Origin of the sequence: Methylobacterium thuringiense (assembly GCF_022179645.1) — a bacterium.
GTDB classification, from domain to species: Bacteria; Pseudomonadota; Alphaproteobacteria; order Rhizobiales; family Beijerinckiaceae; genus Methylobacterium; species Methylobacterium thuringiense.
In genome coordinates this window covers 101,646-115,411 of record NZ_BPRA01000007.1, presented here as the reverse complement: position 1 = coordinate 115,411, position 13,766 = coordinate 101,646, and the positions used below count along the sequence as shown (strand labels likewise).

Sequence of the window (13,766 nt, the reverse complement as noted above, 5' to 3'; positions counted from 1 at the left end):
GGAGACGCCGCCGATCGACGTTTTCGACGCCAACTACGGCACCGTGAAAGCCTACCACGCCGACGTCTGGCGCGAGGCTTACGCTCTCGAAATCCCGCTGACCGACCACTGAGCCGTCGCGCCAGTCCGGTCGCCACCCACAACACCATCCGCCGCATCAAGACCTGAGAGCCGCCGCCCACCCGCGTCGGCTCTCCCGCCATGCCTGAAAGGACGAACGCCCTTGTCCCAAGAACTCCCGCCGGTCACGCTCGTCACCCCGACTGAGACGGCCACCGTCACCACCGTGATCCAGAAAAGCTGGTGGGGCCGGATCTTCGACCTGTTCGCCATCCTCGGCGCGTTCGCGCTCGCGCTTCTGCAGAGCATCGGCGAGATCAACTTCGGGTCTCTGGGCTTCACGCCGACGCAGGCGGCCTGGGCTGGCGTGATCCTGTTCGCCGTGCGGTTCGCGCTGGCGTATCGGCCTGTGACGGTCCTCGACACGAAGGTGCAGCCTGGGCCTGGGGAGCGCAACTGATGCTCGCGCTCCTCGGCGGCTTCCTCGTCAAGCTCCTCGGCTCTGGCATCGCCGAGCCGGTGCTTGCCTACTTTCGGCAGCGTGACGCCAGCGGCCGGGACATCGCCGTCGCCGGCATCGGCTCCGAGAAGGAGCAGAACATCGCCACGCTGCAAGCCGCGGTGGAAGCGAACAAGCTCAAGGCGGCCTCCCAGGCGGCATATCCCTGGATCGTCTACCTGATCGCCGTGCCGCCGGCCCTGCATGCGGCCGGCATTTATTTCGACAGCCTGCCATTCTGGACGCCGTTCGGTTCGCATGTCGTCGGCGCCTGGGGCGTCCCGAAGCCGCCGGCTCCGTACGACGACTGGCAGGGCAAGATCCTTCTCAGCTTCTTCATCGTCGCCCCCGTCGTGCAGGCGGTTCGGGCCGGTGCGGCTGCGATCGCGAGGCGCTGACCATGGCCGAAGAACACCTCCCAACCGCCGCCGTCTTTGCCGGCCTTGCCTGTGCGCGGGCTGGATTTGCCGTGGCCTGGATCTGGGGCTGGCATGTCGCTCAGGCGATGGACCCTGAAGCCTAACGCGCTGTGGATTTTATTGAGCCTGCGGCGATGGATGTCCCTGCCAGTTTGCCGTCTAGCGTGACCGAAGCTGGCTCCAAGATCGTTACCGAAGGGGGCGTGCTCGGGGCGCTTCTGATCTTGGCGCTCTTCGGGATCGCGGCGCTCGTGATCTACATCCGATCCTTGCACGCATCCCGAGACAAGGAACGCGACAAATGGCAGTCCCAGCTCCTCGATATTCAGGAGAAGCGTATCACGGAAAACCGAGCCTCCTTGTCATCGCAGGCGGACGCGACGGCCGTCCTCTCGAAGAACACCGAGACCTCGCAGACTACGGCGCGCTTAATGGAGAGCATTGGGTCGGCCCTGCGGGACTCGGCGGCCGACCAGAGGGCGACAAGCTACTCGATCAAAGAAGCGGTCAATCGGATCGAGGTCGACATCTCCAACTTGTCGGCGAAAATCGACCGCCCTCTCGTCCAGACCCCGCATGGGTTCGCGAGGACCGGAGGCGTCTCGTGAGTTGGGGCCGGAGGTTCGCCATGCTGTTCCAGGCCCCGTGGCGCCACCGTGCGCCGGCACCGATCGTGACGCCCCTCGATGCGGAGGCAGACGCGTCGGGACGCGCCGTCATGCAGGCCAGTGAGGAAAGCGGCGTCCAGGCCCTGCGCGCGGTCGCCGCCAGCCATCAACTCGACACGGCCAACTCTCGCGTTCAGCGCATTCTTGGCGACGTGCTGGCCAACGCGAGCCACCGGGAAGAGGTTTCGGACCTGTGATCGTGCTGAAAAGTTACGCGACCTGGGTGACTCTCGCGGTCGCCCTCCTGATGTATGCCGTCTTTCGCACCGTCGAGCACAGCAGTGTCGCCGAAGCGATGCGCGTGATCGCTCTCACGGTCATGGCGATGATGGTCCCGGCCTACGCGCCAACGGCGGCCAGTTGCTTCGTCACGCCCGGCTGGCCGGCGCCGAAGCAATGGGCGGGGCTCGCGGCCTTCGTGCTCTGCTTCTGCATGGTGCTCGGCAGCCTCGTCGCCCTGTTCTACCGGCTGGCGGGCCGCCCGGTTTGGCTCCTCGAACAGCCGATCGTCAACGCCACGTCCTTCGGCCTCATCGTGTTCGGGCTGGTCTACACGACCGCGCCGGGGTTCTTCGGCGACAAGGTCGGCGCTCGGACGAAATGGGCGCTGGCGGGGCTCTGGATCGCCAGCACGGCCCTGATCGCTCTCTTGGTGCTCGCCAAACCCGATCTGTCGCCGGTAGCTCGGTGGATCGAGCAGACGCTCATCGTGGAGCAGGGGCGGGCGTCGTAATGCGCTGCTTCGTTTTGCTCGTGGCGCTCAGTGACGGCGTCCACGTCCCCGTCATGGTCAACCGCGACCTCATCACGACGATCAGCCCGGTCGTTTCGCGGGACTGCAACGGCGGCAAGTCGCACATCCTGTTCAACGGCTCGCTGCCGGGCCGGTGTGTTGTCGAGACGCCAGACGAGATCATGCGGAAACCCTGCGTCGTGGGCCGCGGCGGGGATTAAGCTCCTCCCAACCCGAAGACCCTGGACGTGGCCCAGTCGCAGAGATGCGGCTGGGCCATATTTCGTTTCAGTACCCGTGCGTGTCTGCGGCGACGCCGAGGCCGAAAAGCATCAGCGCCAGGAAGCACACCTTGGGCTGGTGCGTGCCGAGCCCGTAAAAGCCGACCAACAGGCCGATCACAGCAAAGACGCCCATCATCCTCTCCCGTCTTCTCAGGCCCGGGCACCGTAGCGGTGCGTCGGGTCTAGTTCGTTCTAGGACCGCCCCTCCTAATTCAGGCTATCGCCGCAGGCTCTTTTCGGCGGCTTTTTGCGTCGGCCTGCGCTGCATACCAAGCTGCACTGACCTTTCGGGCAGCCTCGATCTCGACTTCATTCCCGATCTCGCCGTTGAACGACGCGTCAAAGCCGTTCTTGAGAGCCCAAAGCTCCCGCTCGGTAAGACGCAGCGTATACTTCGGTTCGCTCACGTTTCCTCTCCTCCTAAAACCGCATCCCCCGCAGCCGCTCAAGCTGTGCTTCGAGAGACTTGACCTTGGCGTTGCGATCAGCCTCCCTCGGTCCCGTCCAGCGTCTGTTGAGCAATGATGGCTGGGTCGCCGTCTCCGCCCGCGATCACGGCCAGAGCCTCGCGAAGGCGCTCAATCTCGGCCGCAGCCTCGTGCTGGATCGGCGACGTCTGGAATGTCCGCACAAACTCGTCGGGATTGTCCGGCTCCTCACCGCCGGCCGGGCCGAGCCCGTCGCGGATAGCAACGCGGTATTTGCCGCGAAGGCGATCAACCAGAGTTCTCGTCTCGCTCACGTCGGTCCTCCGGTGTGCTCGGGTGAGTTGGGATCAGGCGACCGGGCTTTCGCCGGCATTGCGGATCTGCCGCCGAAGGCGATCGGCCTCATATTCGGCCATCATGTTTCGGGTCGCACGTCGCCGGTCGTGGTCGATGCGCTCGGCCTGCTGCCGAAGCTTCCTGACATGCTCAGGCTCGGCCATGCGGCGGAGATGTTCGTCGTAGTCGTAGTGATTGCCGTAACGGTGCATTCTCATCGCCTTCTCTCCTTCTGATTTCGGATCTCCCGCCCCTCGTGATGGAGGGGAGGGGGTAAGGCGGGCCGGGGGAAGCGTATTACCGCGGCTGCTGGCACGCCTCCCCCGGCCCTGTCCCTCGGTATTCGCGGTGGCATACTGATCCGCCGCTACTGACCGCGGGCATCTCATGCGGCCGCGCGGCCTTCGTCCCAAGCGGCCATCGCTACCGGCACGACAGCCTTGGCCATCTCTCGCATCGCCTCGGCGTAGACGCGGATTTCGTGCTGTGCATGCGAGTGACAGCGTAGGTCGAGGAACCGCAGCAGGTTCAGCAGATCGACCTTCGCGAACATGTGGCTGTAGGTGCTGACCGGCAGGACGGAGCGGGCCAGTTCGCGGGGCGCGCCCTGGGCGAGCAGGTAGCGATAGGTCGCGAATGACGCCTCAGCCGCTTGCCGCATCTGAGAGGCGAGGTGCTGGCGGTTGCCGAGCATGTCGGCGCTGAGGCTGCGACCCTGCTTGTTGTCCTTCGACTGCTCGCCGATCAGTTCCGGCTCTGGCACGTAGAAGACCTCGGGCAATTCGCGGTAGCGGGCCGATAGCTCGTTGAAGCTCCACGTCCGATGCCGGTGCCACTGCCGGAACACGAAGATCGGTGCGTAGACCTCGAACTGGAACTCGACCGCCTCAAACGGCGTCGTGTGCCGGTTCTTCCAGAGGTAGCGGATCAGGCGCTCGTCGGAGCCCTGGTCCTCGCCGGCCCGCCATGCCGCGTCGTAGCTGACGCGAGCGGCGCGCGAGATGGACAAGTCGCTGCCCATGGATTCGACCAAACGGACATAGCCGTGGTCGAGAACGTCGATGCGATCACTGGCCATTCGGACCTCCAAGGCGAGCAATCTCGCGGGTGACGTACCACTGCGCCTTGCGCAAATCCTCGATCGGAGAGTTCGACTTATGGCCCGCCCGCCAGAGGTATTTCATCGCGTTGCCGACGTTGAAGCTCATGTGCTCCACGACGGTTATCGTCTCCACGCCGGAAGGGTGGGACGTGTAGTGCTTCGGGCTGTTCACGGGGTCGTGCGGCTGATCGGACGGCATGAGGCCTCGCGATAGGTGGTGGCTTCTAAACAGATTAGATGCTACCATCAAAATCTGATCGAAGCTAGTTGATGCCACCATCTTTCCGAGGCTGAATTGACCGCCGGGCTCGCATCGGACACACCGCGCCGCATGGGGCGCACGCAGGTCAACGATCCCGACGAGAAGACGTCAGCGCGCTTTGCGACTGGCACGATGGCCCGCATCAAAGCGGTCCTGAAGGCGAAGGAGTCGATGAACGGGTTTCTGAAGGCGGCGGTGGAAGCTGAACTCACCCGCCGCGAACGCGCCACCCGCAAGCCGAAGCCCGACTAATCCCCCGGCTCACCCGTCCCGACCAGCCGCAGCCGCTCTTTCCCGGCCGGCGTCAGGAACCACCCCATGAGCCTGCGCTCCGATGGCAAGGCCTTCGGACGCGGCTCGACGAGCCCGAGAGCCACAAGCCCCGGCATGGTCCCCGGATAGGCGCTGATCCGAAGGCCGCCGGGATGCGCACCGCAGGCGCGGATGGCGGCGATCTGGCGGGCGGTGAGATCGCTCACCACAGCCCGATCCAGTGCCCGAGAAGCCCGACGGCGACGATCGTCAGCCCGACCGCCGGCCCGCCGTAGAACGGATGCAGCAGCCTTCTGCCTCGCGCCCTGCCGCCGGCAGTTCTTTGCGCTTTTTGCAAGGAAGTCAGCCGCCTGATCCGAGCCTGTCGGGCCTGCCACGCCGGATCGCGCTCGACCTGGGCGAGGTAGCGGTCGAAGCGGGTGGCTGGGGTATCGTCCGTCACTGCGTTCGCCCCGACAGCGTCGGCGCCAGCTTCATGGCCAGCGCGATCACCTCGCCCTCGGTCCGCGGCATCCCGACGACCCAATACCGCGGCGGATTACCGTCGATCACAACATCGACTCCGAGCGCTTCGAGTGTGCCCAGCGCCTCCGCGAGGAGCGCGTTTGCTGCGGCGATGGTCTCGGAGGCTGAGGGCGAGTCGGGCATCGGGTGAGATTAGGACGGATCGGGCTGCGGCGGGAGGGCGCGCAACCCCGCGAGTACTAGAGGCAAATGGGAGCATACCAACGAGCCGATGCTCGCCTGAAGCGAGCCGGGGAGGTTGTCGCCCGGCCTGTAATGGCCGCCGCGCAACCACGCCTCGATGCGGTCAGCCAATTCCGGGCCGGTGGGATCTGATACGATCCGCGTACCATCAATGACCCGCTCCACCATCTCGTTCGTCTCAGCCATCACGTCCCGCTCCCCGCTCCACGGCCGCGCGCAGCATCTCCAGCGGCTCGCCGTACTTTCGCTCCAGCCTTGCCCTCACGTCATCCGGCAGAAGCGCTAGGCGCTCTGGATCAGCGTTGTCCTCCATGTCGGCGAGCTTGACGATGAGGACGGTGAGGGTTCCCGCTGCCGGAAAATCGACAGTTCTCGGTGAGACCACGCGGTGAATAAAGGCGTCGTAAGGCTCGCCGGGAAACCGCGAGAGAGTGAACACAGCCACGCCGACTTCCCTAGAGAAGCCCTCCATCATAAGCGATTGAACGCAGTGGCCTCGGTCCTCGATCACGTCGTGAAGCCACGCGGTCTGTAGAAGCTCGTCCAATTCCGGGCTGTGTAGGGCGAAGCCGCGCTCAAGCGCCTTGCGGCATGCACTCTTCGCGACTCGGCTCAGATGCTCGACATACGGCCGGCCTGCCTTATCAACCTGATCGGCATGGACGACCCGTGCGAAGGCTTCCGCGTCGGCGGCTGTGCGGCGAAGGCGAGGAAGGATGGTGCGGGTCATCGCCAATCGTCCATAAGGTCTGCAAAATCCTCGTCCATGGCGGCGCGCGCTTCCTGCTGGGCCTCGCGGGCCAGTTCGCGCTGCTCCTCGGCATATTGCTCAGGCGAAAGGCGACCAGCCTGATAGTCCCGCTCCAGTTGCTGCTCTTGCCGCTCCATAGCGCGCTCCAGGGCTTCTCTGCGTCCGCTCATATCGATTGCTCCTCTCGGTTCGCCGTATCCCCGACCCCGTCGCTGTTGGGTCGGGGAGGGGTGTCAGGAGCAAGCGCCGCGTCGATCTGGCGACGGTGCATGTCGCCGATGTAGTCGGGCCATCGGTACTCGCCGCTTAAGGAGACGCCGAGGGCGAAATCGACGCCTGCCCTTGTCATGGCCTCGGTCGGCTCGCGCATGGCCTCGATCGCCGCGCGGGCCATCTGGCGGTATAGCTCTGGGCTCAGATAGAACGGCTCTCGGTTGGCCTGCGCAATCGCCTCGGCAACGCGCTCCACCATCTCGCTCGTGCTCACGTCCGACCCCCTTCGGTCTGCGTCTCTACGGATACGGGGGATGGGTAGTCGGGCGTCTCAACTTCGTTGACCGGGCTCTTGCCTTCGGCCGAACCGCTGCGCGTTTCGTCGGCTGTCGCCGCTTCGATCCCTGACGCGACCGGTCGATCCGGGTCGCCCGTGCCCGTGGGCTGTTGCGGGGAAGCGAGCCGCAAACGCAGCACGCTCAAAGCCTCCTGAAAGACCTCGTGCGGGCTTTGCGGCCGAGCGTGGTCGCCCATGCCGAGGATCGTCAGCAGTTCAGACAGGTCGGCGTGTAGCGTGTCTTGGTCATTCGCCATTTGCGCTCTCCACGAGCCAGAGGAAGGGCCACGCGAAGGCCCAGGCCGCCGCCCAGCGCAGGCCATCGGCAGGGCCGGGCTGAACGCGCTGACGGTTGACGCCAATGACGAGGCCAATTCCGGCCCACCATGTCGCTACGATTGCGATGGCGGCCATCAGACCCACTCCCCATTCCCGAGCGGCAAGCCGATGAACGGAGCGGTGCCCTGTGCCTCGCGCTGCAATTCAGCGGGCGTCTTCACAGCCGGGTGCGGAGCATCATCGAGCGCCGCGTGAAGCGTCCTCCGTGATGCCTCGATATGGCCGTCGCCAATCTGAAGATCCGCAATGACTACGGCGTGCCGCAGTCTCCCATTCTCAATCTCCAGGGCTCGGATGAGAGCATCAGCTTCCCAAAGGACGGTGGCCGCCTCATCGCGTCCTTCATCCGTCATAAGAGATGCTTGCTGCTCGCATCGCTCAGAGACAGGTGTGTAGCAATCGCTCATCACAGCGCTCCATAGGTTAGAGCGCCTGATGCGCTCAGGCTTGCCAACAGATCGTATGAAAGCCCCACCGCTGACGAACAGCGGGCAGTCAAGGGTGTCGCGCCGCGCGAAGGATGGTCGCCCGTCAGGGCCGAGACCTTGGGCTCGGGCGAAGCCGACCAGCCTGGCCCGGTAGGGCGCGCCATGTGATCTTTGCTCATCGTCCCTCCTCCCTCTGCTCTCGCTGCGCATCGCGGGTGTCGGTGGGGGAGGGGGCAGACTGGGCGAGCGCTCTCAGGCCTACGATCGTGATCCGCCAACGCGTTCGCCCGTCGCCACACAGGACGCGTTCGGCGAGGCCGAGCGTCTTGCACGTCCGCCGCGGCCTCTGCTCGCCATGACTGGATGCGGGTGAAGCCGGCCCTCCGGCGTCTCGAAGCAGTTCAAGGAACCGACGCATCTCCGGAGACAGCGTGCCATCCCATCGGGTGCGCGCGGCGGCGGCGAATGCGCGTTGCATGCCGCCGCTCATATCCGGGCCTCCTGCGAGGCTGCGGGGGCCGAGGCTAGGTTTGAGAAAATGTTGTCGAACGTCGCGCGCATGGCTTCGGCCGCTGCTTCGGCCCGTCGATCAAGGCGCTCCCGTACGGCTGTCGTGAGCTGAGGGCTCCATGCGAAGTGAACCCCCACGAGCGATCGCACGCGCCCATCCGGGCGGTGCTCGTTCTGGTACGGGATGAGCGTGAAAAGCGGCCTCTTGCTGCACTCAATGCAGGAGACCAACTTGCCGATCCGGGTGTTGCCGCACTCGACTGCCCAATCAGCGGTAGCGCTATAAGCATCTGCTCGACCAGCCGCGCACTCGACTTCATCACGAGCATCTGCGGCGCCGCACTCCCGCATCCACAACACCGCGGCGTGTTTCATGCGCGCGTGGCGCTTGCTCTCGTTGCCGGTAGGGTAGGGGTCGGCAGCGTGCGCGGCCAAACAGTGCCGCAGCGGAATGCGGGCTAGGCCGACGGACAAATGGCCTTTCGCGTACGCGCCGAGAAACAGGTCGATCGTGGTGGGGCAGTCGCGCCGCGACCAAGCCCAGCCCAGATCGTCGCGATTGAACAGATCCCCGACCCGCTCTCTGACTTTCAGCAAGCGATCCTCAGTGACGCCGCTCGCATAAGCGCGAGGCGAACCAACGCTTCGCCAATGAAACGGACGGATCAAAGCCGTCTGTTCGCCTTCGGTTCTGTGAGCTTCCATCGAAATCCCCTCTGGAACTCGATGAAATCGGTGCGCTCATAACGGTCTGGTTGCAGGTTCGAGTCCTGCCGGGCCCACCACCTACCCTTCGCGAACCGCCCAACCATGCTTTCCAAGGTGGCGCTTCAGCGTCTTGTGCGACTTACCATCAACAAAAGAGACCAGCGCATCCGGCGTGATCGATTTGCGCACCTGAGCGGGGGTTGGCTTATCGACCTCGGCCTCGGCCGGCAGTGCTGCTTCGCCTTTCGCCAGCCTGTCGACGGCAGCATGCACGTTGATGAGCAGCCCAGCCAGTTCCGACGCCGAGAGCGAATTTTCGAAACGAAAGCAGCACCGATGTCATTTGATAAATGGACCATTTCGAGTGTAGCAGTATAAGTGCCATCCACGTGCGCATTCTTAAACTCGAAGCGCACACACATAATTGATTTTTTCGAAGTGAAATTCTTTGAATCGCACAACAACGGTTAACTGGACTCATTGATCTGAGTGTCTGTCCGGCGTCATATTGAATGATGCGAGCGGTTTGTGATTGAAGGCAGCCGATATTGGGAGGCAGCCGATGTGGACGAACGAGAACCGGGCCCGGTACGATCGGAGCAACTTGCGCTATCCGAGCGATCTGACGGACGCGGAATGGGTGCTGATCGCCCCGCTGATCCCGCCGGCCAAGCGCGGTGGCGGCAAGCGCAGCGTCGATCTCCGCGCAGTCGTGAATGGCCTGATGTACGTGCTGAGCACAGGCTGCCAGTGGCGGGCGATCCCGAAGGACCTGCCGGCGCGCTCGACGGTGCACGATTATCTCGACCTGTGGGACTACGACGGGACGCTCGATCGGATCCACCACACACTCTACGTGGCCTGCCGGGAACAGGCCGGGCGGGACGCCAGCCCGACGGCGGGGGTCATCGATAGCCAGAGCGTCAAGGGCGCCGAAAAAAGGGGGCCTCGATCGACCCGCAGGGCTACGATGCGGGCAAGAAGATCAAGGGCAAGAAGCGGCACGTCCTCGTCGACACGCAGGGTCTCCTGATGCACGCCCTGGTACACCCGGCCGACATCCAGGACCGCGACCGCGATGGCGGTGTGCTGGTGATGGCCATGCTGTTCGGCCTCTACCCGTTCCTGCTCAAGCTCTACGCCGACGGCGGCTATCAGGGACCGGTCTTTCAAACCGGCCTGCGCCGAGTCTGCCGCCAGATCTCGGTCGAGATCGTCAAGCGTTCCGATCAGGCCAAGGGCTTTGCCGTGCTGCCCAAGCGCTGGATCGTGGAGCGCACCATCGGATGGCTCAACCGCTGCCGGCGACTGGCCAAGGATTGGGAATGCAGAACCCGCAAGGCGCGCGCATTCCTCCTCTTGGCGTCAATCCGCCTCATGACGCGAAAGCTCTGCCAGAAAACGATATGATGTCGGACTGACTCGTACAGGTCGGGAGGGGTGGCGCGGGTCACAGAGTCTTGGCGGCTTCGCCCGGCGTCGGCTCGGCCGCTGCGGCACCGGGCTCCGGTCCCGGTTCCCGGGGGGCCGGCTGGGAATGCCCCGCCTCGACGAGCGTGCCGATCATCCGAAGGAGATCACGACGCTCGGGGGAGCCAAGATCGGTCGAGAGGAATTCCAAGATGCCGATCCGCGTCGGCGTACCGCCGGAGGGACCGTTCGGTTCGTGGAAGACGAAGACATCGGTCGGATCGTCGCCGTGGCAGAGGAACCAGCGGTCGCCGTTGGAACTGGCGTGGATCAGCGTCCTGACGGTCGTCATGAGTAGCTCCGCTGACGTATCGACAGGCCAGACACGGTCGACACCCGAGGCGCCGACCGTTCGTTTTTCGGTCAGGCCGGCTGGCGGCCGTCCTGGGCGTAACGTTCGATGGCCGACGGCAGGTCGCGCGAAAGACGCGAAAGGATGTCGGCGCGGCTCAGGCCGGTCTGCTTCTGGAGCCCGTCGAGGGTCTCCGAGCCGATGGCCTTCTCCAGGTCCGCCTCGGGGATGTCGCGGTTCGCACCCTGGTTGACCCAGGAGTTGGCGGTCTCGCCGTGGCCACCTTTGGTGAAGTGGTCGACGAGTTCCGTGAGACCGCTTGCGATGAGACCGCCGACGCCGGCGGTGCCGAGGCCGCCGAGAAGGCCACCGAGATTACCGAGGCCGCCCGTGGAGCCGGTGTTGGATGCGGTGTTCGAGATCGGAGGGACGGTGCCGTGGTTCGGGCTCAGGGAAGGGATCGACGGGGTGTCGTGGCCCTTCAGGAGCTCGGCGAGCTTGTCGCGGTTCTGGTAGCCGGCCACGGCCAGCAGCCCCAGCAGCGCGGTCATCGAGGGATAGCCCTTGCTCATCGTCGGTTCCTTTCCTGTGGTCGGGATCGTGGCGGGTGCCGGCCTACGGGCAAGCGTGGCGCGCGCCGTCGTTGCCGAGGTAGCTGCCGCTCGCCGCGTCGTAGGAGCGGAAGCGACGGGCGCAGTAGGCGACGGCATCCGCACCGGGGCCGGGGCCGGCATAGACGGGGGCGGCCTGCGCCTGGGAATTGGCGATGGCGCCACCGATGATCGCGCCGGCGGCGAGGCCCGCGATGCCGGCACCGACCGCAGCGCCTGCACCCGGACCGCGGCGATACCCGTAACCGCGGCCATAGCCCCGGCCGTAGCCACGACCGCCGCGGAATCCGTGCCGGTGCCCGAAACGACCGTACTGGGCGAACGTCGTCGGGAGTTCACCGGCGACGAGGGCCTGGATCGGGGCGATCGGGGCGGGGGATGCCGACACGGGCATGGCCACGACGAGGGCGGCCAGGGTGGCGGCGGTCAGGATCAGCTTCATGGGGATTCGAACTCTTTTACGCGGTGTGGGGGCGTCGATGGTCGTCAGGCGGGCGCGTCAGCGCCCGCGGCGCGGATTGGCTGCACGACCGCTGAAACGGCGGCTCACGTAGGCGATGACCTTCGGTAGCAGGAAGGCGGTGAGGAGCTTACGGAACATGGGAGGCTTTCGGTTCTGAGGGAGGATCAGCGCGAGCGGCGGACGAGCCAGCCGAGGGCGAGCGATATCGCTGCGACCGCTACCAGCGTGGTGCCGCGGTTGTCGTCGGCGTAACCGACTGCCTGGCGGCCATAGGCCTCGCCGCGGCTGCGGGCTTGCCGCGCGTAGCGCGAGCCGCCATCGACGAGACGTTCGCCGCGGCGGCGGGCCTCATGGGCAAGATGCTGACCGTCCTCGATCAGGTCCTCGGCACGATCGCGGGCGCGTCCGTAGGCATACTGGGCGCCGCCGGCGACCTGGTCGACCGCACCGCGGACCTGGCGGCGCGGATCGCCGGTCAGGCCGCCGATCGCGGTCTGGGCGCGACCCTTGAGGTGGCGCTTGGCGCCGCGGAATTCGTCGCGGTTCATGGTCCGCTCCAATCGAGAATGCAGAGAAGGGTTGAGGCGGGACGGCCGCGTGGCCGCCCCGATGTCGCGAAGGTCAGATCTTGCTCTTGACCTTGTCGGCGAGGTTGGACGCGCCGTCCTTGACGTCGCCGACGGTCTTCTGGGCTTCGCCCTTGAGTTCCTGGGCCTTGCCCTCGGCGACGAGCTTGTCGTTGCCGGTGACGTTGCCGACGCCCTGCTTGACGTTGCCGGCGGCCTCGTTGGCCAGGCCCTTGATCTTGTCGGTGGTGCTGCTCATCGAAAATGCTCCTGTCCGATAGTTCAGGGAAACCGGCCATGTCCGACCGGCGAAGATCGGCCCCGGCGAACCGGGGCCGAATGGCGATCAGGCGCGACGGGTGTCGTAGACGGTACCGGTGGTGCCCGTGGTGCCGAACGTTGCGAGCTTCGGAGCGCCGAGACGGCCACCGAGGAAGCCGGCGAGGGCGCCGAGGATCAGAGCAAGGGCACCGTAGAGAGCAGCCTGGGTGGCGGCGCTGCGGGTGGCTTCGGCAGCAGCGATGGCCTTCTTCTTGGCCTCGGTGACGGCGACCTCGTACTGCTTCTCGTAGTCCTGGATCTGGGCCTTGGCCTGATCGACCGGGATGCCCTGGGCCTTGGCGAGGGCGTCGGCGGCGCGGTTCTCGGCCTGGGCCTTCTGGGCCGGGTCACCCGAGAACACGGCGCGGATCGCGGCAACGGCTGCGTCCTTGGCGGCCTGCGGGTCCTGGCCGGCGGTCTGCTGGCGGACCGACTGCTCGATGCCGTCGAGCGGGTTCGAGATCTTGGACAGCGACGGGGCAGCGGCCTGGGCGGCGGTCTGCACGGTGCCGCCGATCAGGTTGCCGGCGCCGCCGAGCGTGCTGGTGACGCCGTTGAACGCGCCGCCGACGATGCCGCCGACCGCCGAGGTCAGCAGGTAGAGCACGACGAGCGTGGACACCGCCCACGACACGAGGCCGTGCGAGCCGGCGGTGTTGCCGGCGGCCTTGCCCGAGAGACGTCCGGCGAGGAAGCCGCCGGCCAGAGCCGCGACGATGCCGGAGATCACGAACCAGAGGCCGGCGCCGAGCGACAGGGTCGAGGCGGCGGGGTTGTCGGCAGCCGGACCGCCGACGGTCGACAGGCCGACGCCGACGCCGACCATGTTGAGGATGACCTGGGCTACCAGGGCGATCACGGCGCCGGCAAAAACGGCACCCCACGAGACCTGGTGAAGGTGGACGGTGGCGGCAGCGGAGGGTGCTGCGACGATGCTGGGAGAAGAAGACACGGTTGCACTCCGGGAAAACGCTTCGCGACGGCG

Annotated in this window: 31 protein-coding genes; 9 read left to right on the top strand and 22 right to left on the bottom strand. The window is 65.8% G+C overall.

Annotated features, from left to right (window positions below):
- Positions 1–223: 223 nt before the first annotated feature.
- The 6 genes from MFF07_RS08840 (at position 224) to MFF07_RS08815 (ending at position 2,600) form a co-directional block, all read left to right on the top strand.
- The gene (locus MFF07_RS08840) at positions 224–520 is read left to right on the top strand and encodes a hypothetical protein (RefSeq protein WP_238231621.1); all 297 of its coding nucleotides are present in this window, start codon (positions 224–226) and stop codon (positions 518–520) included.
- Positions 520–957, top strand: coding sequence for a hypothetical protein (locus MFF07_RS08835; RefSeq protein WP_238231620.1), 438 nt, complete (start codon positions 520–522; stop codon positions 955–957). Before MFF07_RS08840 ends, MFF07_RS08835 begins: the two co-directional genes overlap by 1 nt.
- Positions 958–1,112: 155 nt before the next feature.
- On the top strand, positions 1,113–1,586 hold the full coding sequence (locus MFF07_RS08830; RefSeq protein WP_238231618.1) for a hypothetical protein: 474 nt from the start codon (positions 1,113–1,115) through the stop codon (positions 1,584–1,586).
- Between the two features lie 20 nt (positions 1,587–1,606).
- Positions 1,607–1,843 carry a hypothetical protein gene (locus tag MFF07_RS08825; RefSeq protein ID WP_238231616.1) on the top strand — a complete coding sequence of 79 codons (237 nt, stop codon included), beginning with the start codon at positions 1,607–1,609 and terminating at the stop codon, positions 1,841–1,843.
- 2 nt (positions 1,844–1,845) lie between these two features.
- Entirely contained in the window at positions 1,846–2,379 is a 534-nt protein-coding gene (locus MFF07_RS08820) for a hypothetical protein (RefSeq protein WP_238231613.1), read from the top strand.
- Positions 2,379–2,600 (top strand): hypothetical protein, encoded by a 222-nt coding sequence (locus tag MFF07_RS08815; RefSeq protein WP_238231611.1) that lies wholly within the window; start codon positions 2,379–2,381, stop codon positions 2,598–2,600. The genes MFF07_RS08820 and MFF07_RS08815 overlap by 1 nt, the downstream gene beginning before the upstream one ends.
- A gap of 67 nt (positions 2,601–2,667) precedes the next feature.
- On the opposite strand, the gene MFF07_RS22505 is transcribed toward MFF07_RS08815, so the two are convergent.
- Both MFF07_RS22505 and MFF07_RS08810 read right to left on the bottom strand, forming a co-directional pair.
- A complete protein-coding gene (locus MFF07_RS22505; RefSeq protein WP_283206819.1) occupies positions 2,668–2,799 on the bottom strand; it encodes a hypothetical protein in 132 nt (43 codons plus the stop codon).
- Positions 2,800–2,875: 76 nt separating this feature from the next.
- Entirely contained in the window at positions 2,876–3,070 is a 195-nt protein-coding gene (locus tag MFF07_RS08810) for a hypothetical protein (protein ID WP_238231609.1), read from the bottom strand.
- A gap of 59 nt (positions 3,071–3,129) precedes the next feature.
- Here MFF07_RS08810 and MFF07_RS08805 point away from each other — a divergent pair, with 59 nt between their 5' ends.
- Positions 3,130–3,663: a hypothetical protein gene (locus MFF07_RS08805; protein ID WP_238231607.1), complete on the top strand. Its 534-nt coding sequence runs from the start codon at positions 3,130–3,132 to the stop codon at positions 3,661–3,663.
- 149 nt (positions 3,664–3,812) lie between these two features.
- On the opposite strand, the gene thyX is transcribed toward MFF07_RS08805, so the two are convergent.
- Together thyX and MFF07_RS08795 are read right to left on the bottom strand one after the other, a co-directional pair.
- The gene (gene thyX, locus MFF07_RS08800) at positions 3,813–4,505 is read right to left on the bottom strand and encodes an FAD-dependent thymidylate synthase (RefSeq protein WP_238231605.1); all 693 of its coding nucleotides are present in this window, start codon (positions 4,503–4,505) and stop codon (positions 3,813–3,815) included.
- Positions 4,495–4,728, bottom strand: a complete 234-nt coding sequence (locus MFF07_RS08795; RefSeq protein WP_238231603.1) for a DUF3310 domain-containing protein — start codon at positions 4,726–4,728, stop codon at positions 4,495–4,497. Before MFF07_RS08795 ends, thyX begins: the two co-directional genes overlap by 11 nt.
- A 132-nt stretch (positions 4,729–4,860) precedes the next feature.
- On the opposite strand from MFF07_RS08795, the gene MFF07_RS08790 reads away from it, so the two are divergent.
- Entirely contained in the window at positions 4,861–5,043 is a 183-nt protein-coding gene (locus tag MFF07_RS08790; RefSeq protein ID WP_238231601.1) for a YlcI/YnfO family protein, read from the top strand.
- Here the strand turns inward: MFF07_RS08790 and MFF07_RS08785 are convergent.
- From MFF07_RS08785 to MFF07_RS08730, 12 genes are all read right to left on the bottom strand, one after another.
- Positions 5,040–5,270: a hypothetical protein gene (locus MFF07_RS08785; RefSeq protein ID WP_238231598.1), complete on the bottom strand. Its 231-nt coding sequence runs from the start codon at positions 5,268–5,270 to the stop codon at positions 5,040–5,042. The genes MFF07_RS08790 and MFF07_RS08785 overlap by 4 nt on opposite strands.
- Positions 5,267–5,506, bottom strand: a complete 240-nt coding sequence (locus MFF07_RS08780) for a hypothetical protein (RefSeq protein WP_238231596.1) — start codon at positions 5,504–5,506, stop codon at positions 5,267–5,269. Before MFF07_RS08780 ends, MFF07_RS08785 begins: the two co-directional genes overlap by 4 nt.
- Positions 5,503–5,712 (bottom strand): hypothetical protein, encoded by a 210-nt coding sequence (locus MFF07_RS08775; RefSeq protein WP_238231594.1) that lies wholly within the window; start codon positions 5,710–5,712, stop codon positions 5,503–5,505. Before MFF07_RS08775 ends, MFF07_RS08780 begins: the two co-directional genes overlap by 4 nt.
- Before the next feature lie 9 nt (positions 5,713–5,721).
- Positions 5,722–5,958: a hypothetical protein gene (locus tag MFF07_RS08770; RefSeq protein WP_238231591.1), complete on the bottom strand. Its 237-nt coding sequence runs from the start codon at positions 5,956–5,958 to the stop codon at positions 5,722–5,724.
- On the bottom strand, positions 5,951–6,502 hold the full coding sequence (locus MFF07_RS08765; protein WP_238231589.1) for a metal-dependent phosphohydrolase: 552 nt from the start codon (positions 6,500–6,502) through the stop codon (positions 5,951–5,953). The genes MFF07_RS08770 and MFF07_RS08765 overlap by 8 nt, the downstream gene beginning before the upstream one ends.
- A complete protein-coding gene (locus MFF07_RS08760; protein ID WP_238231587.1) occupies positions 6,499–6,693 on the bottom strand; it encodes a hypothetical protein in 195 nt (64 codons plus the stop codon). The genes MFF07_RS08765 and MFF07_RS08760 overlap by 4 nt, the downstream gene beginning before the upstream one ends.
- Positions 6,690–7,010 (bottom strand): hypothetical protein, encoded by a 321-nt coding sequence (locus tag MFF07_RS08755; RefSeq protein ID WP_238231585.1) that lies wholly within the window; start codon positions 7,008–7,010, stop codon positions 6,690–6,692. Before MFF07_RS08755 ends, MFF07_RS08760 begins: the two co-directional genes overlap by 4 nt.
- Positions 7,007–7,330: a hypothetical protein gene (locus MFF07_RS08750; protein WP_238231583.1), complete on the bottom strand. Its 324-nt coding sequence runs from the start codon at positions 7,328–7,330 to the stop codon at positions 7,007–7,009. Before MFF07_RS08750 ends, MFF07_RS08755 begins: the two co-directional genes overlap by 4 nt.
- Entirely contained in the window at positions 7,320–7,487 is a 168-nt protein-coding gene (locus MFF07_RS08745; RefSeq protein ID WP_238231581.1) for a hypothetical protein, read from the bottom strand. Before MFF07_RS08745 ends, MFF07_RS08750 begins: the two co-directional genes overlap by 11 nt.
- Positions 7,487–7,819 carry a hypothetical protein gene (locus tag MFF07_RS08740; protein ID WP_238231578.1) on the bottom strand — a complete coding sequence of 111 codons (333 nt, stop codon included), beginning with the start codon at positions 7,817–7,819 and terminating at the stop codon, positions 7,487–7,489. Before MFF07_RS08740 ends, MFF07_RS08745 begins: the two co-directional genes overlap by 1 nt.
- A 507-nt stretch (positions 7,820–8,326) precedes the next feature.
- A complete protein-coding gene (locus MFF07_RS08735) occupies positions 8,327–8,947 on the bottom strand; it encodes a hypothetical protein (protein WP_238231576.1) in 621 nt (206 codons plus the stop codon).
- Positions 8,948–9,136: 189 nt separating this feature from the next.
- Positions 9,137–9,331: a MucR family transcriptional regulator gene (locus tag MFF07_RS08730; protein WP_238231574.1), complete on the bottom strand. Its 195-nt coding sequence runs from the start codon at positions 9,329–9,331 to the stop codon at positions 9,137–9,139.
- A 289-nt stretch (positions 9,332–9,620) separates the two neighbouring features.
- On the opposite strand from MFF07_RS08730, the gene MFF07_RS08725 reads away from it, so the two are divergent.
- Positions 9,621–10,468, top strand: a protein-coding gene (locus MFF07_RS08725) for an IS5 family transposase (protein WP_373322287.1) whose coding sequence is annotated in 2 segments (ribosomal slippage) — positions 9,621–10,032 and positions 10,032–10,468 — 849 coding nt in all. Because the reading frame shifts where the segments join, the coding sequence is not laid out codon by codon here.
- Between the two features lie 40 nt (positions 10,469–10,508).
- On the opposite strand, the gene MFF07_RS08720 is transcribed toward MFF07_RS08725, so the two are convergent.
- From MFF07_RS08720 to MFF07_RS08695, 6 genes are all read right to left on the bottom strand, one after another.
- Positions 10,509–10,820: a hypothetical protein gene (locus MFF07_RS08720; RefSeq protein ID WP_147814777.1), complete on the bottom strand. Its 312-nt coding sequence runs from the start codon at positions 10,818–10,820 to the stop codon at positions 10,509–10,511.
- Between the two features lie 71 nt (positions 10,821–10,891).
- On the bottom strand, positions 10,892–11,392 hold the full coding sequence (locus tag MFF07_RS08715; RefSeq protein ID WP_147814775.1) for a YidB family protein: 501 nt from the start codon (positions 11,390–11,392) through the stop codon (positions 10,892–10,894).
- Positions 11,393–11,435: 43 nt separating this feature from the next.
- Complete coding sequence (locus MFF07_RS08710; RefSeq protein ID WP_147814773.1) at positions 11,436–11,873, bottom strand: BA14K family protein; 438 nt, start codon at positions 11,871–11,873, stop codon at positions 11,436–11,438.
- Between the two features lie 185 nt (positions 11,874–12,058).
- A complete protein-coding gene (locus MFF07_RS08705) occupies positions 12,059–12,442 on the bottom strand; it encodes a CsbD family protein (RefSeq protein ID WP_147814771.1) in 384 nt (127 codons plus the stop codon).
- 73 nt (positions 12,443–12,515) lie between these two features.
- Positions 12,516–12,719, bottom strand: coding sequence for a CsbD family protein (locus MFF07_RS08700; protein WP_147078889.1), 204 nt, complete (start codon positions 12,717–12,719; stop codon positions 12,516–12,518).
- An 87-nt stretch (positions 12,720–12,806) separates the two neighbouring features.
- Positions 12,807–13,733, bottom strand: a complete 927-nt coding sequence (locus MFF07_RS08695; protein WP_147814769.1) for a PhnA-like protein — start codon at positions 13,731–13,733, stop codon at positions 12,807–12,809.
- Positions 13,734–13,766 lie beyond the last annotated feature (33 nt).